A 23,129-nucleotide genomic window follows, 5' to 3' on the forward strand; every position below is an offset into this window, starting at 1 on the left:
CCGAATAGAAGGACCTCCTCATGCTGCGAGAGCGCATGTGCGCCTTCGCGCGCCGAGTAAAAAGCTGGAGCAGTGTCAGCCTCAGTGCTGTCGGCCTTACCGCGACCGCCGTGCATGCTGATTACAGCTTCGACTCCTCCTTTTTGGAAATTGGTGGCGGCAACGCGTCAGCCGAAGTGGCCGAACAAGTAAAAGCCATGAGCCAGGGCCAACTGCCCGGCATTTACCGTATCGATCTGTCAGTGGACGACCGACTGATCGAGCAACGGGACATGAACTTTATTCGCGAAACAGCCAGTCAGGTATCAACCCCTAATGGCCTGTTTCCTTGCTTCAGCCTTCAGGCCCTGACGGAGTTGGGCATTGATCCCGCGCGCCTGAAAGACGCCGACATCAGTGGCGACAACTGCGTGTACTTCAACCGCGAGCTGACCGGCGTTACCTACGACTATGACTTCAATACGCAGCGTCTGAACCTGCAAGTACCGCAGGCCTTTATCGGCGAAGTGCCGTTCGAAATCCGTCGTAAGAACTGGAATGACGGCGAGCAGGTAGCGTTTTCCAATTACAGCTTTTCCGGTAGCAACTACGACAACCAGACCGGCAAGCGTCAATCCCAGTTCGGCAGTGTCCACAGCGGATTCAACAGCGGAGCCTGGCGCTTTCGCAACTTCTCGACGTGGCAAAAAGGCACCAACGTCGACGGCAACTGGAAATCGGTGGACACCTATGTCCAGCGCGACCTGGGCAATATGATGGCCATCGCCACGCTCGGCGAAAGCGCTACCGACAGCGATCTGTTTGACACGATCTCTTATCGCGGCGCGAGCATTGCTACTGACTTGGACATGCTGCCCGATGATGCCCGCAACTTTGCACCGGTTATCCGCGGCGTGGCCAACGGCCGCTCATTGGTCACCTTGCGCCAGCGCGGCTACGTCATCAGCGAACAGTGGGTGCCCTCTGGGCCATTTGCGCTTAAAGGCCTGTACTCGACGTCCAGCAACGGTGATATAGAAGTCACCGTCGAAGGCCCCAATGGCGAACGCCAGGTGTACATCCAGTCGTTCTCGTCTGTGCCCTATATGTTGCGCGAAGGCCAGCAAAGCTACAGCGTCACTGCGGGCCAATATCGCCCGGCAGATGGCACCCTGAACTCGCAAAAACCGAGTTTTGTTCAGGGCACTTACCGCCGCGGGCTGACCGAAGGCACCACCATGTTCGGCGGCAGCATTGTCAGTCAGCAGTACAAATCAGCGCTCATAGGGTTCGCCCATGACTTCGCCGGTTTCGGTGCCATTTCGCTGGACGTGACTCACGCCATCAGCGATGACATCGGCACGGACGCCAAAACGCTGTCGGGCCAGTCGTACCGCTTTCGCTACTCCAAGTCCATCGACATTACGGATACCAGTTTCAGTCTGGTGGGCTACCGCTACTCCACCAGCGGTTATTACAGTTTTAACGAGGCAATTGATGCACGCGCCAATAACACGCTGACGCCCTATGTCGATGAAACCTTGAGCAACAGCGGTGCTTTTTCACCTTATTTAGGTGGCCACATGAAAAGCAGCTTTACCGCTAACGTCTCGCAACAGTTGGGGGCTTATGGCGGTCTGTACGCCAACCTGACCAAAACCGATTACTGGAACCGGGCCCAAAGCAATACCTCCATTCAAGTGGGCTACAGCTTCAGTGTTGGCAGCGCTTCATACAACTTGGGACTGGCACAGAACAGCGGTACCGGTGATGACGTTCGTAGCCTGTCATTGAGTGTCAGTATTCCGTTCGGCAACCCTGGCAGTACCAGCCGCATTGGTCTGAGTACGAACCAGGACTCGGCCGGCAATGCCAGCCGTAATGCGACCTTCAGCGGCTCTCAATTTCAGGACGATTCGCTGTCATACAACGTGGGCATCAATCAACAGATCAATGACGACGACCGCGTGCTCGGCAGTTCGATTGCGGCCCGTTACAACGCTGCGAACGCCATTTGGCATGGTGCTTACAACAGGGATCAAAACTCCAGCCAGTCGGATTACGGCGTAGAGGGCGCGATCGTGGCTACGCGTGACACGGTGATGTTCACCCAGCCATTAGGCGAAACCAACATTATTGTCGCCACACCGGGTGCCGCAAACGTCGGCGTACTGACAAAAAGCGGGATCAAAACCAATAGCAGCGGCTACACGGTCATTCCATCCGCCCAGCCTTACCGTAAAAACAAGATATCCCTGAACACCGACTCATTGTCGGACAACACCGACATTGCGAATCTGGTTCAGGAAGTCACGCCTAATCGCGGCGCCTTTGTGCTCGCCAACTTTGAGACCCACAACGGCCGTCGGCTGTTGATAAGCGTGAGTTCCAGCGATGGCAAGCCTGCTCCTTTTGCCGCCGAGTCTCAGCTTTTTGACCTAAATGGCGTCTTGCTGAGCACGGCCATGGTGGCAGATAAAGGCCGGGTATTCATGACAGGTGTGCCAGACAAAGCGCGACTGCTAATCAATGTTAACGGTCAGCCGTGGTGCTCCAAGGCTTTGGATCTGAGTACCTATGACCTTTCAGAAACGGGCATCGGACAACTGCAAATCCGTTGCGATACCAAGCTGGTAACGCCAGCAGCACCCCAAGGTACACCCGATGAATAACTCGACAGTTCGACCTCTTTACCCACGCTGGGTAAAGGGCAGCTTGCTGCTGCTGAGCATGCTTCTCATGTTTGCCAGCCAGCAAGCGTTTGCTTTGATTGAAAACAACCTTAACTGCACGGCAACGGGTACCACAGGCGTTATTGAACTGGGCGATCTGACACCCGGACAAACCTATACCGCCAATATGACGGCCAATTGCCGAGTCACGCGCTGGTATCCCTATGGTGCATCGCTGCAGCACAGCCAGTTCTATAACGTGGGCAGAGGCAGCAAAGTTCAGGTGTTCCATACCAACTCGGGCTTAATGGTACCTGAACTGCCTATCGGCACCGCGACCAGCGTTTGCATGCCGTCAAGCTGTGTTCAGTTGTTCGTGGGCAACACCTTTTCTTACAACGTTCTGCTTTCTGGAACCGCCCCAACCACACCGGGCAATTACATGGTCAGCGTATCGCTGACGGACACCTCAATTCGGGGTTACGAAGCTTGGGGCGACTACCTTCAGACCGTGATTCTCAGTTTCAAGGTGATCCAGCCTGCCTGCTCCCTGGGTTCGGCTAAAACTTTGAATCTGTCGTTCGGCACGCTCAACAGCAACGACTTTGCCTCTTCCCAGCAAGTGGCCAACGTTACGATGAACTGCATCAGAGGCACTCAAGCCACAGCCACGCTGGTGCCAACCCAAGCGGCAATCAGTGGTAGCGCCGGCGTTTCAGCAACCACGCTGGCCGGGCTTTCGATGGCAGCTACCTGGGCTGACACCGGCACGGCCGTCACCTTCAATAGTCCGCGTACGTTATCGCTGGCAACAGGCGCCAACACCATCGGTGTGGGCTTTCGTCCGCGATTGAATACCAGCGTATCCCCGACCGGTAATTTCACCAGTCAATACACCCTCAACATCACCTATCGCTGAACAGGCCCAGGAGCTCGACCATGAGATTAAACGCTTTGCTGGCCGCAGCACTTATCGTTGGTACGGCCTGCACATCGGTCAACGCCGCCACAGACACCGTCACCGTGAATGTCAGCGGTACGCTCACACGGCCGCCATGCACATTGACCAGCAGTAAAACACTCACGGTTAACTTCGGAACGATGCGCGCCGATCAAATTACGGCGGCGCCTATGGTCGACATCCCTGTCACCCTGACCTGCCCGGCCAACTCGGCACTGAGCATCAGCGTCAAGGCCTCCAGTGTATTTCAGGGTTCAACGACACAGGCTTCTGCGGGCAAAGCCAATCTGGCTTATTTGATGTACTGGAAAGGCAATAACTCAGCAGTCAACGTTACAGGCGAAAAACGCTCTCTGACCAACCAGAGTGGGACTGTCGACTTAAGCATGAAAGCCAAACTGACGGCGCTGGGCACAGTCTCCGAGGGAGCATTCAGCGCTTCTAGCGTCATCAGTATTGAATACTTGTAGCACTTTTGCTCGCCGCCCCTGCCAGCCGACCACCTTAGGAACAGAACATGAACAAACAACTGATAGCGCTCTCACTACTAGGCGTGCTTGCATCTAACGCTGCGTTCGCGGCCAGCGACAGGAGCGAACTTACTATCAAAGGCACGCTAACACGACCACCCTGCACGTTAACGAGTAATAAGGTCCTGACTGCCGATTTCGGCTCGCTGCGTTATGACCAAGTGGACAGTGCGCCTCAAATAGATGTGCCCATCACCCTGACGTGCCCGCCCAACTCGGGTTTGAACATTAGTGTCACGGCGGCCACAGCGCTAACCGATACGGTCGGGTCCGCTGGCCGAACCAACTTGGGTTATTCACTGTTCTGGAAAAATGACAGCACAGCCATCAACGTGAAAGGCACGAAAAAGAATGTTTCCAACCTCAACGGTGCTGTGGACTTGAGCATGAAAGCTAAGTTAATCAGTCGAGGCACGCTCTCAGAAGGCGATTTCTCGGCATCCGCCGTCATTAATATCGACTACTTGTGATATGAACATGATCGCCCGAATGAGCCTATGGCTATCACTGCTGGTTGTATTTGTACCGAGCTTTAGTTCAACCAGCTGTGCCGCAGACGCCCCTTCACTGGATATCAAGGGCACGCTGACAAAGCCCCCTTGCACGGCCAGCTTTCCGGCCTCGCAAAGTGTGGAAATACCCAAGGTAAACCTTAATTCGTTGCACTCGGACACTACTGAATGGACTGATGTGGCCCTTGATTTTCAGTGCGTCGAAGGCAGCCAGGTGCTCCTAAGATTCAGCGCAGGCAACGGTTCTTTTGATAGCAACACTTTGCGCACGACCCTCGACAAACTGGGCTTGAAAACACGCCTTACTGACATGACAAGCGCCGCCAAACTGCTGAGCATGACGTTCGACGAGCAATTGAGCTTCCCCGTTGAAGACACGCTGCTCAAACTTAAGCTGTCGGTCAGGCCGGTGAAGACAGGCGATGAACTGCCCGCCATCGGCAGTTACAGTTCAACGTTATTGATGGAAATTATTTACCGGTAAATCAGGCAAATAAATTGGCCTTGATGCACAGAATCAACAGGGCCTGATCACTGTCCACATCAAGCTTGCGCATGCTTGAGATTTTCAGGGTGCTGATGGTCTTGATGCTGCGATTCAGACTCTGCGCCACTTCACTCACGCTCATACCTGAGGCAAACAAACGCAGCACCTCAAACTCCTTGACCGACAACTGACTGAGCCTTTGCGAAATCACATCGGTTTCAGCGCTTGAGTTTGGGTCATTCGGCCCGAGTTGATAGTGGCCTTCTCGATAAAAGGCATCCAGTGCTACCAGAATTTGCTCCAGCCCGGCGTTTTTTGAAATGACCCCGCTGATGCCTAACTCATACAGCCAGGTCAAAATCTGCGGATTGGAGATAACCGTAAGAATCAACACCCGTGGCTCGGGGAAATGCCGACGCAAGTATTCCACCAATCGGGTTCCGTCTCCGTATTGCTCATCGCCCGGCATGTTGTAGTCGGTAATGATGACGTTAGGACGCAGCTCAGAAACCCTATCGATCAACTCGGATGAATTCGTGGCTTCGCCGACCACTTTAAAACGCGCATCGCGCTCAATGATCTCGCGCACGCCCATCAAAACAATCGGGTGATCGTCGGCCAATAAGACTCTCATTTGCGGCATGACGTATATAACTCCAGTCCTTGAAAAACAGATCGCTATTAACGGCCACTAAAGACCTTTATGACTCAAAGGGATCGGCCTTAATGCAGTAAGTGAGCAGCGCATGATCGTTGAGCACTTCCAGTTTGTGCATGGCAGAGACCTTCTGGGTACTGACGGTTTTAACGCTGCGACTCAACAGGCGTGCAATCTCGCTCACGCTATTGCCAGCTACAAACAGCCTTAACACCTCGACCTCGCGCGGCGAAAGATTGGAAAATCGCTCATCAATGACTTTAGCGTTAGCCAGCACTGATGTGGGTTGAGCCATCGGGGTTGTATAAGGCCGGCCATTGACCAAGGCATTCAGAGCTTTGCCGATTTCCTCATGGATGTGATTCTTGGCGATGACGCCGACCACACCCATTTCCAGCAGCCGCGAAATGATCAATTGATTGCTGACCATCGTCAGCACCAGGATTTTCACCGTTGGAAAATGCTCAACGATGTACTCAATCAATGGCAAACCATCGCCGTAAGTATCGTCACCTGGCATGTTGAAATCGGTGATTACTACGTCCGGTTGGTGCAAGACCAACAGACGGACCAATGCCGATGAGTTGAGCGCTTCACCTACCAATCCGAAGCGCTCATCACGTTGAATCACCTCCCGAAGACCCAGAAGAACCACCGGGTGATCATCGGCAATTACTGCCTTTAATTCGCGCATTGCCTGGCTCCAAACGAATGACGCACTGCTATATATCGCTGTGTGGATTCAACGCTGAGTCAGTGTTCAGCCAGCCAATCGAGCGAGCACTGAACAAGGCTTGAATAGAAGTACACATCACGAACCTGGAGCGCATGAACGGTTATGACAATCAGCTTGGCCCGCGCGCCTAAAGCCAGCAAAAAACGATGATCGTGTGATTCTCTGAACCGTCGTACATGGTTTTATCAGAGTAAAAAGACGTGACCCAACGCTGTATAAATCAGGCTTTGCCTGGCGTTATTCCCATGATGGCTTGGAGCTATCTTCGAATAAAAGAGTTCCAAAATCAGCGCAGGACACCGCCCCGCAGATCAGAAAACCTTGAGCTTGATCACAGCCGATACGTCTTAGAAAAGCAAGTTCGGCTTGGGTTTCGACACCTTCAGCGACCACGGTCAGGCCTAATTTTTGACTTAATTCAACCAGACTGCGCAAAGCGGAGGCCAAGTTCTCATTCTCAACACAGCCATGCACCAGCGAACGGTCTATCTTGAGTTCACTGAACGGCGTGGAAACCAGGTTGAAGTAGGAACTAAAGCCTTTACCGAAATCATCTTGAGCCAATCCAAAGCCCATCATGCGCAAGCGACAAGCCCCCGCATAATAATTGCTGAGCTCTTCTGTGATGGAGCTTTCCATCAGCTCAAACACGATGCTACGCGGCTCGCCACCATCGGCTATCACATAGTCACGCAAGCGATCAGCCAGGTCGTGGTCATCGAGCAAATGCGTCGGCAAATTGATCGAAACCGGAATATCCCAACCCTGCCGGCGCCATTCTCTTTGCGCTTGCAAGGTTTTCTTCAACATTAGCCATAACAGCGGTTCTTCCAGCCCCTCTTTTATCAATAGCGATAGAAAGTCTTTGGGCAGTAATAAACCCGCCTGCGGATGAACCCAGCGGACCAAGGCTTCGGCGCTGAGGATATTACCGTCGTGCAGAGACTTTTTGGGTTGGAACCAGGCCTGAATTTGATCACTGTCCATTGCCCGAACAATGCTTTGAGGATCAACTTCTATCGCCAACGCGGGGTCGACTTCACCGTTTCCACGAAAAATCGCCATCCGCTCCTTCAGCCGCATGACGGCATTGAGCTCGACAGGTTTTGAGATCAGACCGACCACCGACATGCCTAAATTTTTTGCGGCCAAGCCCGCGCTAATTAACATTCGGCGCGACGATGCGCTCATCAACGCCAGTGCAGGCCGTTTTTTCAGGGCGGCAATTTTCTGGATAAGTTGCACGCCATCCATTACAGGCATCAGTAGATCTGTCAGTAGCAGGTCATAGTCACGACGTGTGAGGCTTTCCAACGCCTCATCTCCGTCCCATACGGTGTCAACTTGAAAGCCGCCGACCTCACTGAAAACATTCAGTAAATACTCATGCTGAAAAGGATGATCCTCGACGACCAAGACACGATAGGGCTTCACTGGCCCCTCCTTTAGAAGTGCTGAAGACAGTTGTATAAGGTGTGCAGCGTAAAAGGCTTGATCAAACAGTGGTCCATTCCGGCGCTAAGACAGCGCTCACCCTCGTCGCGCATGGCATTGGCCGTCGCGCCAATAATGGGCAGTGCCACTTTCATGGCCCTTAACTGCGCTGCCAGCTCATAGCCGTTCATTCTGGGCATGTTGACGTCAGTCAGTATCAAATCGAATGTGGCTTCCTGCCATAACTCCAAGGCCTCAAGACCATCACTGGCCAAGGTCACTGTGCAGCCAAGCTCTTCAAGTTGATCTCGCAAAATCAGTTGATTAATCACATTGTCCTCGGCCACCAGAATTCTTAAACCCAGTTTGAGTTCTTGCTTGGCAGCGCCTGCTTCAAGAAGTGTCTCCATCCTCGTTCCCTGGGCTTTAGCCATCGCCCGGTAAACGTCTTGCAGGCTGTTAAGGTCGGCATGCCAACACATGTCGGGCAAGCTCGACATAGACGAAAAGTCGCTGGCAGCCACTACAACCGGACCTGTCCAACCGGGTTCTAGCATCTGTTGAGCACCTCCCGGATGCAGCTCCAACAACACAGCACCGTCAAGTACATCCCCTGGTCTGGGAAGGCCCAAGTGAGCACGCGCGCCCCAACGCCGCAGCCAGCCGCAATAACACTCAGCCACTTCACGCAGTTGCGACACCACATACACCACATTGGGTGCCAGTTCGCCCAAAGGGCTGACATGCTTTGCATCTCGGACCTGTTCCAAGGGCAGATGCAGGGTAAAGCTACTGCCCAAGCCGGGTTCGCTGACCAAGCGCATGCTGCCGTTCATCAAGTGCATGAGACGCTTGCAGATGGATAAGCCAAGACCGGTTCCGGCAACGACATTCTTGGCCGAGTCCGCTTGATAGAAAGGTTCGAACAGCTGAGCCTGCTCTTCTAAGGCTATGCCTTTGCCGGTATCTGAAACCTGCCAACTCAAGTGCACGCGCTCATCATCACGGCTGTCCATTTTTAGCCGCAGGACAATTTTGCCGTTGTCAGTAAATTTCAGCGCATTGTTGAGCAAGTTATTGAGGATCTGACGAATGCGAGAGACATCTCCGCTGAGCCATTCGGGCACTGTCGAGTCAATCAGGGCAAACAGTTGCAACCCTTTCGCTTGCGCGGCGCCGCTATAGCCCTGGATCACTTCTTCAATTAGCTCCATCGGGCTGAAGGTGTTGAGTTCCAGTTGCAATTGCCCCGCCTCAATGCGTGATACATCCAGCACGTCACATATCAGTTGCAAGAGATTGCCGGAAGATCGCTCGATGGCTTTTAGGTAGTTATCTTGCTGCTCATTGAGCTCCGTGCGCGCCAGCAGCTCGAGCGTGCCTAAGACGCCATACAACGGGGTGCGAATTTCATGGCTCATGGTAGCCAGAAATAACGTCTTGGCTTCATTGGCACGATCAGCCAACTGCCGGGCACGCTCCAGCGTCACCTCAATCTGCTTGCGCGCACTGATATCGCTGAAGGCACAAATCAACACGTCCTGACCGTTATAACGGGTTGGGGCAAACGCGAGGTACAGCAGCCGGCCATCTTCCATCTCAACCTCATCGCTGTTGCTCGCGTCTTGCTGATCGAACGCACGAAAAATCCAACCATGGCACTGTTTGCTTCGTTCCCCGCCATGCCCCAACCACTGTTGCGAGAGGGAGTTTTCCAGCACGACGGTGCCATCTGTGCGGCGAATCACACACAGGGCGACCGGAGCCACTTGCAGCACAGCCCGGTTGAATGCCTCACTTTCAATCAGTGCCTGAATACGATTTTCACCCGGTGTAATCAGTCGCAGATCAATACGCCGTATGAGCAGACGCAAAGCGATGCACACGGCGATACACAGCAGTACGCAAGTAATCAAAGGCCAAACCAAGACCGTCAGCAAAGCGTGTATATCGACAGCGTAAACAATTTGCCAACCTGAATAGCCGAGTTTCTTGCTGATCGCCAGACTGTCCGGCAACCATCGACTTCCGATGAATCCAAAGGAATTTGGGGGAGGCAAGCTATGCAATGACTCCACCAACGTGGATTGCGCAGCATTAGTGAAAATGATTTGACCCTGACCGTCCAGCAACATGAAATCGCCAGCGTTTTCACTGCCCAACGCCGCTACAAGATCAGGCACCTGAACCTCAATGCCCAACCACCCTGAGGCGTGGTTGCGCTCATCCAGTCGAGCGAACAAATAAAAAGCCGAGTCCAGCTTTTTTGTATCCGTCAGCCACAGCTCATCGCTCAGTGAATACCACTGGCTGCCCACATCCACCAATCGTTGCAAGACTGCCTTGGGCACAACCCCCGAGTTGCTTGAAACATCAAACAAGCGCACAACTTGAGGGTCTTCAGTTTGCGGCACATACAACAGATTAACTTTACTTGCGCGTAAGTAGTCCATCATCCGTTGGGTCAACCACAGACTCCAGTGGTCAGACTCACTGCCAAGACTGATTTTTTTCTCTTCTTCCGGGGCAACACTGATGAAGGGCTCGTGCCCGGCTGTATCAGGCACAGCGGTGAGCACCAGACTTTTGAGTAACGTCTGGCGGCTGACGAAAAAATCTTGGGCGTGAAACACCGCCTCGTTCATAAAACTGCGACGCTGAGAGACCTCTTGGTTAAACACAGCGCGCAAATAGAGTAACGAACCGGCAATAACCGTGATGATCAGGCCTGCGGCAAATAAATAAAGCAGCTTTCTGGCAGCTTGAGGGGTCGATTTCATACCGCCAGCCTAAGCGGCAGAATGCTTGAAAATAATCAGACGATTCCTGAAACATCCAAAAAAATGTCGCTGACAAGCTTGGCAGGGCCGCGTCCCTTGCCAGCGACAACGCGCTTAGGCGGGGTGAAGCGCGCTCAAATCCAAACGGCCATCATTGAGCGGCGGGCACCAGTAATAACCGCCATTGAGCGGGCGGCTGTAGCGGTACAGGCCATCGACGATGCCGTCTTCCATGCCGCTCATGCGGCGCAGTTGCACTTCAAAGGCGTTGAGGGTGCGACCGAAGGCGACAAACATCAGGCCGGATTTGCCGTTTTCAGTCCAGGGCATGGAGCGACGTACGATAAAGGCCTCAGGCGTGAAGCTTTCTTGTGCAGTGCGCTTGACGTGGGCGGACGCCGGCGCGTCGTCCAGTTCCTCGTTGTCGCTCATGCGACGGCCCATGATGTTGTCTTGCTCTTCGCGGGGCAATGCCGCAAAACCGTTCAAGTCATGCTGCCACTGCTGGATGGCCACAAAGCTGCCACCGTCCAGTCCCGCGCCAGCATTGGCGACGATGGCGGCCTCGACCGCCGCGTCGTCAACAGGGTTTTCCGTGCCGTCTTCGTAGCCGGTCAGGTCGCGGTCGGTGCCGTAGCGGAAACCTTCAGTCACTTGCAGCAGGTTGAAAGCAGACGCCAGCGCAGTCTCGATTTTTTGGCTGCGGTGCAGCAGCTCCCCACGGTCATCGCCCAACAGCCACAACCAGAGGGCGTGCTGGGTCGACGGGTTTTCAACCATGGCATTGAGTGCCGGGAAGACGCGCAAGCCTTGGACTTTTGCCCCCAACGCCATTACCAGCGGCGAGCCAAACCCCGCCACCACGCTTTTGCCGTCCACCCACTGCGACAGAACGTCGAGTGCAGCCGGCAATGCTTCTACTGACTTGAGGGCGAAAAACAGGTAACGCGCTTGCGAAGGGATAGGTTTAGCCAGAATGCTCGACTGGTAGAGACTCATAGAAACTCCTTTGGAAAGCGCAGAGTTTACTCCCACCAGTACTTTTTCAGTCACCCGAGGGTTACTTTTCTTAGGTGCAACCCTCGCACGTCAATGCTTAGGTCGACAGTTGATTTGCAAATTGTCCGACTGCATCCACTACTTTCTGGGCGCCGTCCTGAATCTCGACAATTACCGTGCCCGCCTCCGCCGCCAGCGCCAACCCTTCTTCCGCTTGCAGCTTGCCGTCGGCCATCAAGGTCACGGCATCACGGGCCATGTCCTGGTTTTGACGCACCACGTTGATGATCTCTTCAGTGGCCTTGCTGGTGCGCGATGCCAATTGCCGCACTTCGTCTGCCACCACCGCAAAGCCGCGCCCTTGCTCACCCGCGCGGGCGGCTTCAATGGCCGCATTAAGCGCCAGCAAATTGGTTTGCTCAGCAATGCCGCTGATGGTTTTGACGATGCTGCCAATTACCTGCGACTGATCGTTCAACGCCTCAATGCCATTGCCTGCCTGCTGCATGTGTTTGGCCAGGTCGCGCATCACCTCGACCGCCTGGGTCACGACTTTAGTGCCGCGCTGGGCGCTTTCATCCGTTTGCAAGGAGGTGCTGTAAGCAATGCTGGCGGCCTCGGAAACCGCTTGTTCCTGATGGATCTGATCGGTAATCACCGTGGCGAATTTGACCACTTTGTACAGCGTGTTATTCGCGTCCCGCACCGGGTTGTACGAGGCCTCGAGCCAGACATCACGACCATGACTGTCGATACGCTGGAAACGACCGGCAACAAATTCACCGGCATTCAGCCGCTTCCAGAACGCCTGATACGCCTCGCTGCCCTGCTCCTGAGGTGTGCAGAACATACGGTGGTGCTTGCCCTGAATCTGCGCCAGGGTGTAACCCATGCCTTGCAGAAAGCGATCATTGGCGGTCAGGACTTCACCCTTGAGGTTGAACTCGATCACGGCTGTGGAGCGCAATAGCGCACTCATCAGGTTTTCATGATCGCGGGAAGCTTCGATGGTGCGCGTCAGGTCGCTGGAGAAAATTGAAATCCGCAGCACACGGCCGCTGGAATCCAGAATCGGCTGCATGATCGAGCGCAGCCACGCCTCCTGCCCATCACCGCGTAGCAACCGCACGGTGCCGCTGAAATGCTCGTTGCGGGTCATCGCTGTTTTGAACCGGCGGTAATGCTCGTCATTTTTCAGGTATACGGGCACCAGGTCGTCAATGTGTCGCCCAACCAGCGAACAGTTGGCGTAGAGCATTTCTTGGGTAAAGTTGTGGTTGGCGGTCTCGATCCGTCCGTCCGCTCCAAGCGAGAGCACCAGCATTTCACTGTCCAGACTCTCCTTGACTTGCTGGAGGCTGGACAATTCTTCACGAAGAGCCGATAGCTCTTGCTTCAAGCGTTTGTTAAACATGGAGTACCTGATGAAAGGGATGTCTGCGTAGAACGAGATCGGCGCCAAGCCGATTTTCTGGAGCCAGTGAGACGACCGGCCATCAAATAAATTCAGCCTTTTTATGGATCCACATCAATCAGACGATTGATAGCAACGGACCCAGTGATCCGGCGCTCATTTTGAGTGAATTTTTTGAACGCCAGAGACTCACTTATTCAATACAGGGAGATCTATCTGAATCATGAACTCGGCAAAATTATTCATTATTGATTACACGCTGCATGGCAAGCCCAAGTCATTCATCATCCGCCATGCCGCGCTGGACAATGTCACGGCCTGGTACTGGGCGGGGTGTGATGCAGGCGTTGAACGTATTGCCCGCAATGAGCGTGAAGCGGCTAAAAAGCTGGATCGTGCGCAAATGGAGAGAAAAGGCATTGCCAACGTCAAGTGGCGCCTGGCTTCAACATGAGAGGCAACCGCGCAAACGCGCAGTCCACGACTGCGCGGGTCTGCACTCAGCTCATTTAGCGTTTTTCGCCGCAATGGCAACCACTGGATGATGCACACCCCTGGCCGTCAGGATGATGATCGGCGCACGCCTTGCAGCAGTAATGTTTACCGTCCCGCTCTACCCCTTGAGTACCGACTTTGCAATGACAGGTCGGACAATCACACGTTTGCTCTTTCATCGTGAACTCCATGTTGTCATGGTCGTTTCACCACGGCAGGATTGCCGCGTACAGGCAGTGACTGTAGACCGGTTGCGAGGGTTCAAAGCGTCTGCCCATCGGAAATTCCCCCGGATTGATTTACTGTGTGCGCCGTCGCCATTGATGCCTTGAAACAAAAAAGGCTGCGCGAGGCGTCACCATAATCATAAGAAAAACGAGGTAGTTCCCATGGCCGCTGAGATTGAATCCAGCCGTTATGCCCGCTTTGCCCTGCGCTGCTCCAATTGGGCAGAACGCTGGTTCCCTGATTCCTGGGTGTTTGCCGCCGTCGCCGTGATCACCGTGGCGCTGGCCACCATGGCGATGGGTGCCAAACCCACCGATGCCGCGATGGCGTTCGGAGACGGGTTTTGGAGCCTGATCCCTTTCACCATGCAAATGGCCTTCGTCGTGATTGGAGGTTACGTGGTGGCCAGTTCACCGCCAGCGGTCAAACTCATCGACAAACTGGCGCACGTCCCGAAAAACGGCCGACAGGCGGTGTGCTGGGTCGCGCTGATTTCGATGGTTGCGTCGTTGCTCAACTGGGGGTTGTCGTTGGTGTTCGGCGGGTTGCTGGTGCGCGCGCTGGCCCGCCGCACGAACCTGCGCATGGACTACCGCGCCGCCGGTGCAGCCGCTTATCTGGGGTTGGGTGCCGTGTGGGCGCTGGGCCTGTCATCTTCGGCGGCCCAGTTACAAGCCAACCCGGCGAGTTTGCCGCCCTCGATTCTGGCGATTACCGGGGTAATTCCGTTCACTGAAACCATCTTCCTGTGGCAATCCGGTGTGTTGCTGGCGGCGCTGGTGGTGGTGTCGCTCATCGTTGCCTACGCCACGGCGCCAGGACCGGAATCTGCCCGTGATGCGGCGGCCTGCGGTGTTGATCCGGCCTTCAGCCTGCCCACGTTGCCAGAACGCACACGGCCCGGCGAGTGGCTGGAATACAGCCCGGTGCTGACCCTTTTGCTGGTACTGCTGGCTGCAGGCTGGTTGTTCCATGAGTTCTCGACCAAACCGGCGATCAGCGCCATTTCAGGTCTCAATACGTACAATTTTTTGTTTCTGATGCTCGGTGCACTGCTTCACTGGCGCCCGCGCAGCTTTCTGAATGCGGTGGCCAGCGCGGTGCCAACCACCACCGGGGTGTTGATCCAGTTCCCGCTGTACGGCTCGATTGCAGCCCTGATGACCGTGGTCAAAGGCACTGACGGCGAAACCCTGGCGCATCACATTTCCACGTTTTTTGTGCAAATCGCCTCCCACGACACCTACGCCGTCCTGATGGGCGTGTACTCCGCAGTGCTGGGCTTCTTCATTCCGTCGGGTGGCGGCAAGTGGATTATTGAAGCGCCTTACGTGATGCAAGTTGCCAATGACCTGGAATACCACTTGGGCTGGGCGGTACAGATTTACAACGCGGCCGAAGCGCTGCCGAATCTGATCAACCCGTTTTACATGCTGCCGCTGTTGGGCGTACTGGGCTTGAAAGCACGGGACTTGATCGGCTTTTCGTTCGTGCAGTTGCTGGTGCATGCGCCGCTGGTGCTATTTTTGCTGTGGGCGCTGGGGACGACACTGACTTACCTGCCGCCTGTGATGCCGTAAAACCCTCGCCCTGTCCCTCTCCTTTTGGGAGAGGGGCAGGATCAAGGAACAACTAGACAGGGTTAACTGGCCGCAAACGGTACTGGGGCGGCAATTGGTCCAGACCGCTGATGGTCGTGTTCAAGCTCTTCCAGCGACCATCCTTGATCCCGTAGATGCACCCATGTACCGACAGACTCTGCCCGCGGTGCCAGGCATTTTGCACAATGTTGGTATGACCAACGTTGGCCACTTGCTGGATCACATTGAGCTCGCACAAGCGATCAACCCGCTCTTCTTCAGTAGGCAACTGCGCCAGCACTTCACGGTTTTCGTAATACAGGTCGCGGATCGAGCGCAGCCAGCCGTCGATCAATCCCAATTGCTGGTCCTTCATCGAAGCACGCACGCCGCCACAGCCGTAGTGGCCAGTGACCAGAATGTGTTTGACCTTCAATACATCCACGGCGTACTGAATCACCGACAAGCAGTTCAAATCGGTGTGCAGCACCACGTTGGCCACGTTACGGTGCACAAACAGATCGCCGGGCAACATGCCGACGATCTCGTTGGCCGGCACGCGCGCATCCGAACAACCAATCCATAGGTATTCCGGCGTTTGCTGGCGGGCCAGTTTGGCAAAAAATTCGGGATCTTCCTGCTTGATCGCATCAGCCCAACGTTCGTTGTTATCAATCAGGTCTTGTAGTTCGTTCATACGGTAAGGCCTCAAGAGTTGATGCGCAGGTATGACAGCCGACCGATGGCCGGGGTCACGTGGGCAAATGCCAAATCCAGTGGTCAATCGGGTGGAATCTTCAAGCTTAGCTACAGTCCACCGTATCAAGGCCCCACAGTATGAGGATTTACCATGACCGATTCACGTCGCCCGTTCGGGGCAGAAGAACCATTGGACATCGACGACACCGAAGACCGCATGGGATCGGTTGAGCCGCTGGATTTCGATGATCCCGAAGATACTCACGAGCCGCTGACCGACTTGGTGACAGATGAGGAATACGCACGTCACATTGCCCCTCATCGCCCGCGTAATCGGGAAGTGAGCGGTGCTGCGCTGCCGGGGCGCGATTCGAGCCCGGATGATCTGGACGCCGACATGCTAACGCCCGAAGACGGTGCCCGTGATGCATATGAAGCACTTGAAGAACAGGGCGGCGCGGCAGACTGGGATTTGAGCGTTGTGAATGAAGACGAGATCGGCGCAGGCCGCGGGCTGGATGAGGCTGAGCTGGCGGATATAGATCCGGTGGGCCGCAAAAAACGGTGAGTCCCTCTTTTGTAGCCGCTGCTCGACAGCGGCTACAGGGTGTGTGAATCAATCCACCAGCGTACACGCCATGACCACTGCATCTTCACGCCCGCCCACTGCCGGGTAGTAGTCGCGACGACGGCCGATTTCGTTGAAACCATAACGTTCATACAGCTTGAACGCAGCCGTATTGCTGTCGCGCAGTTCAAGGAAGCACTCGCGAGCGTCATGTTGATACGCAATCGACATCAGGTGTTCCAGCAATTTGAGCCCCAAGCCACGGCCTTGGCTTTCAGGTTTTACCGTGATGTTGAGCAGGTGTGCTTCATCCAGAATGATTTGCACCACGCCGTGACCGACTTGTTGCTCGCCTTCGAACATCAACCAAATGTGATATTTGCCCAGCCCGTCGAGGAAGATGCCCCGCGTCCAGGGGTGGCTGAAAGCGGCATATTCGATTTTCAACACCGCATCGAGGTCCGCCTCGGTCATCGGGCGGAAAGTTACAGCGTCACTCATTGATTGGTTTCCAGCGCGCCATCAGCCGGCGCATGGCTTGCCACACATCCGCTTTGCGTTGTGGCTCATCCATTAAGAGTTCAAGGCCCGGCAGCGCCCAGACGCAGCCCAGCCCTTCAATTTCCAGTTCGCGGTTATAGACCTCGGCGTTGGCTTCGCCCGCAAAGCGCACGGCCGGTAAACCGATCAGCCACAAACAGGCACATTCTGCGTCTTCAAGGCGTGCCATCAGGAAACCCTGCACAAATTCGCGGGCGGCCTCCGGGCCTTGATCGACATTGCCACGGCGCAGCAAAGGCCAGCGAATCGGCTCGCCAATGATTTGCGGGCTGTCAGGTAAACCGGCAGCGCGCAGCATGTCTTTAAGTAACAGGTAAGCCGGATCGCGGCTTTGGAACGCGCCGCCTGTGGGTAACTCCACCAGCACCAGGCAGCGTCCCGCGCGCAGCAGTTGCAAGGCAAAACGCGGCGCTGGCAGGGGCACCACTTTGGCGACCACGGGCGGTTTTTCGGCTTCAGTCACCGGAACGCTCGTCGCACGCGGGGCGACGGACGGGCGAGGCACTTCAATCTTCGTCCGTTCGACAGGTTTGCTCGGCACCACTGCCACGTTGGCTGGCGGCGCCATCACAGGTGCTGCGGGCGGCTCGGGGAGCACCAGCAGTTCGGGCCGCGAGGGGGCGGCGAACGGTAACTCAGTGCGGGGTAACCACGTAACCACCTGCATGGCAGTCAAATAAGCGCGGCGGCGGGACTCGTTCAACAAGGGTCGGCCATCTGTGGATAACTAAAGAACGGGGATTCTACCGCCCTTCTGCCCTTCCCGCCCGCAGTTGATCGCTAAACGGTGGACGCGCGATCCGGGAGGCGGATCGCCAAGGGAAGATGTGCGCAGTACAATCGCCGCCTTTCATTGCCAATCGACCGGCCCTCCCATGATCGAACCCAAGCGCGTTTTACGTGCCCTTGCCGAACACTGGGCACTCCTTGAGCCCTTGTGCGAACACTTCGACCAAGGCACGTTGAGCCTCAGCGAATTGCGCCTGCAACTGGCAGCGCACCAGTTGGACAGCACCCCGCAAGACATCACGAACGTGCTCGACAGCTGGATCCGACTCGACATTCTGGTGCCGGTCGCCAAAAGCCCGAACCGCTTCGAGCTCAATGCACAAATCCATGATTTCCTGGCCTATTTGCGCCGTGAGCACCGCCTCGGCCTGTGCCTGGAAATCGAAGCCTACCTGCGCCATCTGGAGCGTCTGGCGGGTTATATCCAGGATGCGTTCGACATCCGCGACGGCAATGACCTGGCGCGCCAGCTGCGCTTGCTGGATATGCGGGTGCGCGATGTGCTGAAAAAACTGGCCAACGATGAACAGGCCCTGGTGGCCGTGGCAGAGCGCGCCAAGACCAGCGACCGGCAGATCCCGTTGCGCCAGCGTTACGCCGAGGTGCTGGCCACGTGGGATGAATACGTCGAGCCGATGATTCAGCTGGTCAACGCCGACGGCGCCTTTGAGCAAGGTGTGCGCAAGGTCGAAAACGTGCTGCTGCGCATGCTCAGCGAGCAGCAACGCCTTGGCCATCTGGTGGACGACGACATGCTGCTGCGTACCCACGCGCGCATCCTCGAAATGCAAACCAGTGCTCAACTGACCCTGCGTCATGCCCGTGAGTTATTGCTGCCATTACGTGAAGAGGCCCGGCGCCACAATGCCGTGACCCGCGGCGCGGCGCTGGCACTTGCCGCCATCCGCCGTAAGGGCCTGGACGCGGTACCGCAAGCGGCGATGCCGATGTTCACCCGCCCTCAAAGTACGTTCTTGGGCAGCGCCAGCCAGGTCGAAGCGTATGTGTATGCGCTGGCACGTTTTGAACCCAAACCGGCGCGCTTCCCCAAAGCGCACAAAACCCAAAAAGGCGGTGAAGCCCCGAAAGCCCCGCGCACGGTCAAGGAAATGCTGGACCGTTGTAGCGATGCGCTCCCCATGCCGGACTTGATGAGCTGGCTGCTGACCCAGGAACCTGAAGGCGACACCGACGAATTGCTGTACTGGTTTTCGCGCCTGTCGCGAGAAAAACGCTTCGTGCGCGAGCGTCTCGAACGCCGCGAGTATCACACCCACGAACACATGGTCAGCCTGCGCTCTTTCGCCCTGCTGTCACGTAGCGAAGACGCAACCGAGCCTACTGCGAGCCCTCTCCATGCATCTTGATCTGTCCGAACTGTCCCAACTGGCACCGATTTTTCGCGAACTGTTCAAGGGGTATCACGTCAGCCGACGCGACCCTGAGCTGTATGCGCAGTTGTCGAATTTCCAGGATCAATACCGCGCGCTGTTCAAAGCGCTGGGCTTTGAGTTGGTGTGTGATACCCGTGGCTTTTATTACTTCGTTCCCGACACCGCCACCGCGCAGGTGAACAAAACCGCACAGCGTCTGGCGCTGTTCACCTTCATCATTGTCGAGCACCTGGCCGATCAGGGCCGCGACCCGATTGCCGTGCTCGATGGCGGCAGCCTGGGGCGCGATGAACTGCCCGCACTGCTGGAAAAGTACCGCGACCTGTTTGTTCAGGCCGAGGTCACGACCCAGGACGAGCTGGAAGAGAAGATCATGCGGCGCATGACCCAACTCGGCTTCGCGGGTGAAGAAAACGGGATTTATCGCTTTCTGCCGCCCATGCACCGCTTCCTGGACGTGTGCCTGTCCGTGCAGCAAGACCGCGATCTGGCCGCCAGCCTGCACAGCATCTTGCCCTTGCCCACACCGGTATTGGCGGGGGACGACCCTGTTGAGGTCGAGGAAGCAGACGAAGAAGCCGCTCTGGCACGCGCCATTGCCGCCGAGCAACAGGAGATGGACGCATGAGCCAGGAACGCTACGGAATACGCCGCTTCGCCTTGTTGAACACCGCCGGTTACAGCCTCGGGCTGTTTCCGCTGGAACACCCGCTGTCGGTGTACGGGGCCAACAACCTCGGCAAGTCGGCCTCGATCAATGCTTTGCAGTTCCCGATTCTGGCGCGCATGTCGGACATGAGCTTCGGCAAGTACAGCCTCGAACAATCGCGTCGCTTCTACTTTGCTTCCGACACCAGCTACATCCTCGTCGAAGTCTCGTTGCCCCACGGCCCTCACGTGATTGGGGTGGTCGGCCGCGGCCCGGGGGGCGGTTTCGGGCACCAGTTTTTTGCCTACGCCGGTCAACTGGATCTGGCGCACTATCAAAAAGATGACACCTGCCTGCGGCAAAAAGAGTTGTTCAGCAACCTTGAGCGCAACGGCCTTAAAGCCTACGAGCTCAAACCCGATGAACTGCGACGTCTGCTGGTGGGCGGCCATACGTCGATCCCGCTGGACCTGACGCTGATTCCACTGCGTTCTACCAGCGAGCAAAGTCTGAAAACCTTCCGCGCGCTGTTTATCAACCTGTTGCACATGCGCGAAATCACCGCCGCCAAACTCAAGCAGCTGTTCCTCGATGCCTTCGAGCACAGCCTGCGCTCGGGCAGTGTGGATTACATTGCCGCTTGTGAAGAGGCCTTCCGCGACGTACGTCGCATGGAGCAGGACTACAACGCCCTGGTCGGTGCCGGGCCATTGGTTGAGTCGCTGGCGGCCGGGGTGCGCCAGCGCGACCTGCTGCGCGGCAAGTTGCATCGCTTGTCACCACTGCTGGACTCGTTGCTCGGCACTTGGCAGGACTATTGCGGAGCACGCAAAGAAGAGCTGCTGATCCAGTCCGAACACTACCGCAATGAGCAAGACGCACTGCAAAACGATCAGCGCAGCAGCACTCAGGAGTTGATGCGCCTGGAGCGTGAGATCGCCAGTATCCAGCGCTGGCTGGGTGAGCTTTCCGTGCTCAAGCACCGTTTCGCTCTGGTCGATGATGTGAAAGTGCTGGAGCAGCAATTGCTCGCGGCCAAGGACGCCCACGACGAACTGGCCGGTGCCTTGGCGCAATCGCGTCAGTTCAGTGCCGAAGACCTGGACGAACGGGTCCGGGACCTAGAAAAACGCCTCAAGTCGGTCAAGCAGCAACTAGATCACGCCGACAACAACAGCTATGCCCGCCTGCGCGAAGAGTTTTCCCAGCAGGACGTCGAGCGCCTGATGCGCCTGTTCAACAGCGCCCTGTTCAGCCTGCCGCTGGGTGAGCACGGGATTGCGCTGGACGACAGCAACGCGTGGGTCAAGTCATTGGAGATGATCCTCGACGGCTTCAAGGGCGAGCGCTTTGAAGCGCCGGGGTTATCTATCGACCTGAGCCACATCGAGCCACCAGCCTTGCAAGCGCTGGCTGACCGGGCAGCGTTGCGCGACCAGAAAGAGCGTCTGGACAAAGAGCTCAAGCAGCTTAAAACCCAGCAGGCCGTGACGTCTGATCGGGCAGCGAGCAAGAGCGAAGCCGAGTCGCTTTACCAACAGGTGCTTGACGCGCAAAAGGCGCTGGAGGATTTCCGCCGCAGCCAGACGTTAAGTGCCGAGGAAGGCGAAAAACTCGAACAACTGGCCCAGGCTGAGGCCGCGCAGGACGAGTTGAAACGCTCCAGTGATGCCTTCACTGAGCGCGTTCAGCAGCTGTCGGCCAAGCTGCAACTGGTTGCCCGTCAACTGGGCGACATGGAAGCCAAACAGCGCACACTGGATGACAGCTTGCGTCGCCGTCAGTTACTGCCCGCCGACCTGCCGTTCGGTACGCCGTTCATGGACCCGGTCGACGACACCATGGACAACCTGCTGCCCTTGCTCAACGACTACCAGGACACTTGGCAGGGCTTGCTGCGCTGTGACGGCCAGATCGAAGCGCTGTATGCCCAAGTGCGCTTGAAAGGCGTCGCCAAGTTCGACAGCGAAGACGACATGGAACGCCGCCTGCAACTGCTGATTAACGCTTACGCGCACCGTACCGAAGAAGCGCTGACCCTGGGCAAGGCACGTCGTGCCGCCGTCACCGACATCGCCCGCACCTTGCGCAACATTCGCAGTGACTACGACAGCCTTGAGCATCAACTGGCGCTGTTTAACCGCGAGATCAACAAGCGCCAGGTGTCCAACCTGCAAAGCTTCCGCATCGTATTGGCGCCCAATAAGGAAGCGCTCAAGCACATCGATCAAATTATCCACAGCGCCGGCCAGTACGAAGAAGGCGAAACCCTGTCGGTGTTCGACCTCAGCCAAAGCGCCGAGCAGGACAACAAAAACGAGGAAGCCAAGGAGTATTTGGCACGCCTGGTGGCCGCCAACCATAACCAGCTGGGCCTCAAGGACTTGTTCGAGCTGGCGTTTGAGATCACCAAGGTCAATGGCCAGCCAGTGATCCACACCGACATTGACGGCGCTGCGTCCAACGGCACCACCATGACCATCAAGGCGCTGACCAACATGTATTTGTTGTTGCACTTGATGGACCGCGACCTGGCCGGGCGCATTCGCCTGCCGTATTACTTGGACGAGGCGGCGGACATCGACGAAAAAAACCAGACCGCGCTACTGGAAACCAGTTTGCAACTGGGATTTGTGCCGATTCTGGCCAGCGTTAAACCGCAGGTCTGCGCTCACGTCGCTATCGACCTTGAAGGCGGCAGCGGGCCTAACGGGATTTATATCGATGAGGACGACTGGAAGTACATTCGCCGCCATGACGAAGCACACTCCGTGAAGCCCATAAACGCGGCATTGCCTGAGCTGGACGAAGCCTGAGGCTAATTACCTGTAACCGAAAACCGCGATCCCGGATCGCGGTTTTTTTTCCCCTTCGACACGTGCTTTATAACCGCACGCGATAACGCAAAAAATGACTTCCCGCAACAGGCCTTAGGCTCTGTACGTAAAGTATTGTCGCAAGCACCGCATAGCGCAGGCCAATGAGACCATCGCCGCAAAACTTG

The 23,129-nt window shown here is 56.1% G+C and carries 21 protein-coding genes and 1 pseudogene; 11 read left to right on the forward strand and 11 right to left on the reverse strand.

Annotation, left to right across the window (positions count from 1 at the left end):
* The first annotated feature begins 20 nt into the window (after positions 1-20).
* Genes CJF39_RS18860 through CJF39_RS18880 form a run of 5 tightly spaced genes read left to right on the forward strand, consistent with a single transcriptional unit; the run spans position 21 to position 5,138 of the window.
* Positions 21-2,651 (forward strand): fimbria/pilus outer membrane usher protein, encoded by a 2,631-nt coding sequence (locus CJF39_RS18860; protein ID WP_094994801.1) that lies wholly within the window; start codon positions 21-23, stop codon positions 2,649-2,651.
* Complete coding sequence (locus tag CJF39_RS18865; RefSeq protein WP_094994802.1) at positions 2,644-3,570, forward strand: fimbrial protein; 927 nt, start codon at positions 2,644-2,646, stop codon at positions 3,568-3,570. The genes CJF39_RS18860 and CJF39_RS18865 overlap by 8 nt, the downstream gene beginning before the upstream one ends.
* 20 nt (positions 3,571-3,590) lie before the next feature.
* Positions 3,591-4,082 carry a fimbrial protein gene (locus CJF39_RS18870; protein WP_094994803.1) on the forward strand — a complete coding sequence of 164 codons (492 nt, stop codon included), beginning with the start codon at positions 3,591-3,593 and terminating at the stop codon, positions 4,080-4,082.
* Between the two features lie 47 nt (positions 4,083-4,129).
* A complete protein-coding gene (locus tag CJF39_RS18875; protein ID WP_094994804.1) occupies positions 4,130-4,612 on the forward strand; it encodes a fimbrial protein in 483 nt (160 codons plus the stop codon).
* A 19-nt stretch (positions 4,613-4,631) separates the two neighbouring features.
* Positions 4,632-5,138, forward strand: a complete 507-nt coding sequence (locus CJF39_RS18880) for a fimbrial protein (protein WP_170942703.1) — start codon at positions 4,632-4,634, stop codon at positions 5,136-5,138.
* Between the two features lies 1 nt (position 5,139).
* Here the strand turns inward: CJF39_RS18880 and CJF39_RS18885 are convergent, their stop codons facing one another.
* The 7 genes and pseudogenes from CJF39_RS18885 to CJF39_RS23775 all read right to left on the reverse strand — a co-directional run.
* On the reverse strand, positions 5,140-5,784 hold the full coding sequence (locus tag CJF39_RS18885) for a response regulator (protein ID WP_094994806.1): 645 nt from the start codon (positions 5,782-5,784) through the stop codon (positions 5,140-5,142).
* 58 nt (positions 5,785-5,842) lie between these two features.
* Complete coding sequence (locus CJF39_RS18890; RefSeq protein ID WP_094994807.1) at positions 5,843-6,493, reverse strand: response regulator; 651 nt, start codon at positions 6,491-6,493, stop codon at positions 5,843-5,845.
* Between the two features lie 279 nt (positions 6,494-6,772).
* Entirely contained in the window at positions 6,773-7,969 is a 1,197-nt protein-coding gene (locus CJF39_RS18895) for an EAL domain-containing response regulator (RefSeq protein WP_094994808.1), read from the reverse strand.
* An 11-nt stretch (positions 7,970-7,980) separates the two neighbouring features.
* Complete coding sequence (locus CJF39_RS18900; protein ID WP_094994809.1) at positions 7,981-10,749, reverse strand: ATP-binding protein; 2,769 nt, start codon at positions 10,747-10,749, stop codon at positions 7,981-7,983.
* 114 nt (positions 10,750-10,863) lie between these two features.
* Entirely contained in the window at positions 10,864-11,748 is an 885-nt protein-coding gene (locus CJF39_RS18905; protein WP_094994810.1) for a Dyp-type peroxidase, read from the reverse strand.
* A 97-nt stretch (positions 11,749-11,845) separates the two neighbouring features.
* Positions 11,846-12,277 carry a methyl-accepting chemotaxis protein gene (locus CJF39_RS23770; RefSeq protein WP_432760256.1) on the reverse strand — a complete coding sequence of 144 codons (432 nt, stop codon included), beginning with the start codon at positions 12,275-12,277 and terminating at the stop codon, positions 11,846-11,848.
* 108 nt (positions 12,278-12,385) lie between these two features.
* Positions 12,386-13,162, reverse strand: a pseudogene (locus tag CJF39_RS23775) (PAS domain-containing protein); the annotation flags it as partial.
* 223 nt (positions 13,163-13,385) lie between these two features.
* On the opposite strand from CJF39_RS23775, the gene CJF39_RS18915 reads away from it, so the two are divergent.
* On the forward strand, positions 13,386-13,616 hold the full coding sequence (locus CJF39_RS18915; protein WP_094994812.1) for a DUF6555 family protein: 231 nt from the start codon (positions 13,386-13,388) through the stop codon (positions 13,614-13,616).
* Positions 13,617-13,671: 55 nt separating this feature from the next.
* Here CJF39_RS18915 and CJF39_RS18920 read toward each other — a convergent pair whose 3' ends face one another.
* On the reverse strand, positions 13,672-13,848 hold the full coding sequence (locus tag CJF39_RS18920) for a metallothionein (RefSeq protein ID WP_432760255.1): 177 nt from the start codon (positions 13,846-13,848) through the stop codon (positions 13,672-13,674).
* A gap of 198 nt (positions 13,849-14,046) precedes the next feature.
* Here CJF39_RS18920 and CJF39_RS18925 point away from each other — a divergent pair, with 198 nt between their 5' ends.
* On the forward strand, positions 14,047-15,465 hold the full coding sequence (locus CJF39_RS18925) for a short-chain fatty acid transporter (RefSeq protein ID WP_094994814.1): 1,419 nt from the start codon (positions 14,047-14,049) through the stop codon (positions 15,463-15,465).
* Positions 15,466-15,517: 52 nt separating this feature from the next.
* On the opposite strand, the gene can is transcribed toward CJF39_RS18925, so the two are convergent.
* On the reverse strand, positions 15,518-16,162 hold the full coding sequence (can, locus tag CJF39_RS18930) for a carbonate dehydratase (RefSeq protein ID WP_094994815.1): 645 nt from the start codon (positions 16,160-16,162) through the stop codon (positions 15,518-15,520).
* Between the two features lie 153 nt (positions 16,163-16,315).
* On the opposite strand from can, the gene CJF39_RS18935 reads away from it, so the two are divergent.
* A complete protein-coding gene (locus tag CJF39_RS18935; protein WP_094994816.1) occupies positions 16,316-16,732 on the forward strand; it encodes a serine kinase/phosphatase in 417 nt (138 codons plus the stop codon).
* Between the two features lie 48 nt (positions 16,733-16,780).
* On the opposite strand, the gene rimI is transcribed toward CJF39_RS18935, so the two are convergent.
* Positions 16,781-17,233 (reverse strand): ribosomal protein S18-alanine N-acetyltransferase, encoded by a 453-nt coding sequence (gene rimI / locus CJF39_RS18940; RefSeq protein WP_047281800.1) that lies wholly within the window; start codon positions 17,231-17,233, stop codon positions 16,781-16,783.
* The gene (locus CJF39_RS18945) at positions 17,226-17,999 is read right to left on the reverse strand and encodes an energy transducer TonB (RefSeq protein ID WP_094994817.1); all 774 of its coding nucleotides are present in this window, start codon (positions 17,997-17,999) and stop codon (positions 17,226-17,228) included. The genes rimI and CJF39_RS18945 overlap by 8 nt, the downstream gene beginning before the upstream one ends.
* Positions 18,000-18,168: 169 nt before the next feature.
* Between CJF39_RS18945 and mksB the strand changes: the two genes are divergently transcribed.
* The 3 genes from mksB to mksF are packed head-to-tail and all read left to right on the forward strand — an operon-like array spanning position 18,169 to position 22,941.
* Positions 18,169-19,449 (forward strand): Mks condensin complex protein MksB, encoded by a 1,281-nt coding sequence (gene mksB, locus CJF39_RS18950; protein WP_094994818.1) that lies wholly within the window; start codon positions 18,169-18,171, stop codon positions 19,447-19,449.
* A complete protein-coding gene (gene mksE, locus CJF39_RS18955; protein ID WP_094994819.1) occupies positions 19,439-20,104 on the forward strand; it encodes an Mks condensin complex protein MksE in 666 nt (221 codons plus the stop codon). The genes mksB and mksE overlap by 11 nt, the downstream gene beginning before the upstream one ends.
* Positions 20,101-22,941 carry an Mks condensin complex protein MksF gene (gene mksF / locus CJF39_RS18960; protein WP_094994820.1) on the forward strand — a complete coding sequence of 947 codons (2,841 nt, stop codon included), beginning with the start codon at positions 20,101-20,103 and terminating at the stop codon, positions 22,939-22,941. Before mksE ends, mksF begins: the two co-directional genes overlap by 4 nt.
* The last annotated feature ends 188 nt before the right edge of the window (positions 22,942-23,129 follow it).

The organism is Pseudomonas lundensis (genome assembly GCF_002269125.1).
Classification (GTDB): domain Bacteria; phylum Pseudomonadota; class Gammaproteobacteria; order Pseudomonadales; family Pseudomonadaceae; genus Aquipseudomonas; species Aquipseudomonas lundensis_A.

Excerpts from the sequence above, each read along its gene's own strand:
- CJF39_RS18860 (WP_094994801.1), top strand. The coding sequence starts at position 21 with ATGCTGCGAGAGCGCATGTGCGCCTTCGCGCGCCGAGTAAAAAGCTGG.
- CJF39_RS18865 (WP_094994802.1), top strand. The coding sequence starts at position 2,644 with ATGAATAACTCGACAGTTCGACCTCTTTACCCACGCTGGGTAAAGGGC.
- CJF39_RS18870 (WP_094994803.1), top strand. The coding sequence starts at position 3,591 with ATGAGATTAAACGCTTTGCTGGCCGCAGCACTTATCGTTGGTACGGCC.
- CJF39_RS18875 (WP_094994804.1), top strand. The coding sequence starts at position 4,130 with ATGAACAAACAACTGATAGCGCTCTCACTACTAGGCGTGCTTGCATCT.
- CJF39_RS18880 (WP_170942703.1), top strand. The coding sequence starts at position 4,632 with ATGAGCCTATGGCTATCACTGCTGGTTGTATTTGTACCGAGCTTTAGT.
- CJF39_RS18885 (WP_094994806.1), bottom strand. The coding sequence starts at position 5,784 with ATGCCGCAAATGAGAGTCTTATTGGCCGACGATCACCCGATTGTTTTG.
- CJF39_RS18890 (WP_094994807.1), bottom strand. The coding sequence starts at position 6,493 with ATGCGCGAATTAAAGGCAGTAATTGCCGATGATCACCCGGTGGTTCTT.
- CJF39_RS18900 (WP_094994809.1), bottom strand. The coding sequence starts at position 10,749 with ATGAAATCGACCCCTCAAGCTGCCAGAAAGCTGCTTTATTTATTTGCC.
- CJF39_RS18905 (WP_094994810.1), bottom strand. The coding sequence starts at position 11,748 with ATGAGTCTCTACCAGTCGAGCATTCTGGCTAAACCTATCCCTTCGCAA.
- CJF39_RS23770 (WP_432760256.1), bottom strand. The coding sequence starts at position 12,277 with ATGCGCGACCTGGCCAAACACATGCAGCAGGCAGGCAATGGCATTGAG.
- CJF39_RS18915 (WP_094994812.1), top strand. The coding sequence starts at position 13,386 with ATGAACTCGGCAAAATTATTCATTATTGATTACACGCTGCATGGCAAG.
- CJF39_RS18920 (WP_432760255.1), bottom strand. The coding sequence starts at position 13,848 with ATGGAGTTCACGATGAAAGAGCAAACGTGTGATTGTCCGACCTGTCAT.
- CJF39_RS18925 (WP_094994814.1), top strand. The coding sequence starts at position 14,047 with ATGGCCGCTGAGATTGAATCCAGCCGTTATGCCCGCTTTGCCCTGCGC.
- can (WP_094994815.1), bottom strand. The coding sequence starts at position 16,162 with ATGAACGAACTACAAGACCTGATTGATAACAACGAACGTTGGGCTGAT.
- CJF39_RS18935 (WP_094994816.1), top strand. The coding sequence starts at position 16,316 with ATGACCGATTCACGTCGCCCGTTCGGGGCAGAAGAACCATTGGACATC.
- rimI (WP_047281800.1), bottom strand. The coding sequence starts at position 17,233 with ATGAGTGACGCTGTAACTTTCCGCCCGATGACCGAGGCGGACCTCGAT.
- mksB (WP_094994818.1), top strand. The coding sequence starts at position 18,169 with ATGATCGAACCCAAGCGCGTTTTACGTGCCCTTGCCGAACACTGGGCA.
- mksE (WP_094994819.1), top strand. The coding sequence starts at position 19,439 with ATGCATCTTGATCTGTCCGAACTGTCCCAACTGGCACCGATTTTTCGC.
- mksF (WP_094994820.1), top strand. The coding sequence starts at position 20,101 with ATGAGCCAGGAACGCTACGGAATACGCCGCTTCGCCTTGTTGAACACC.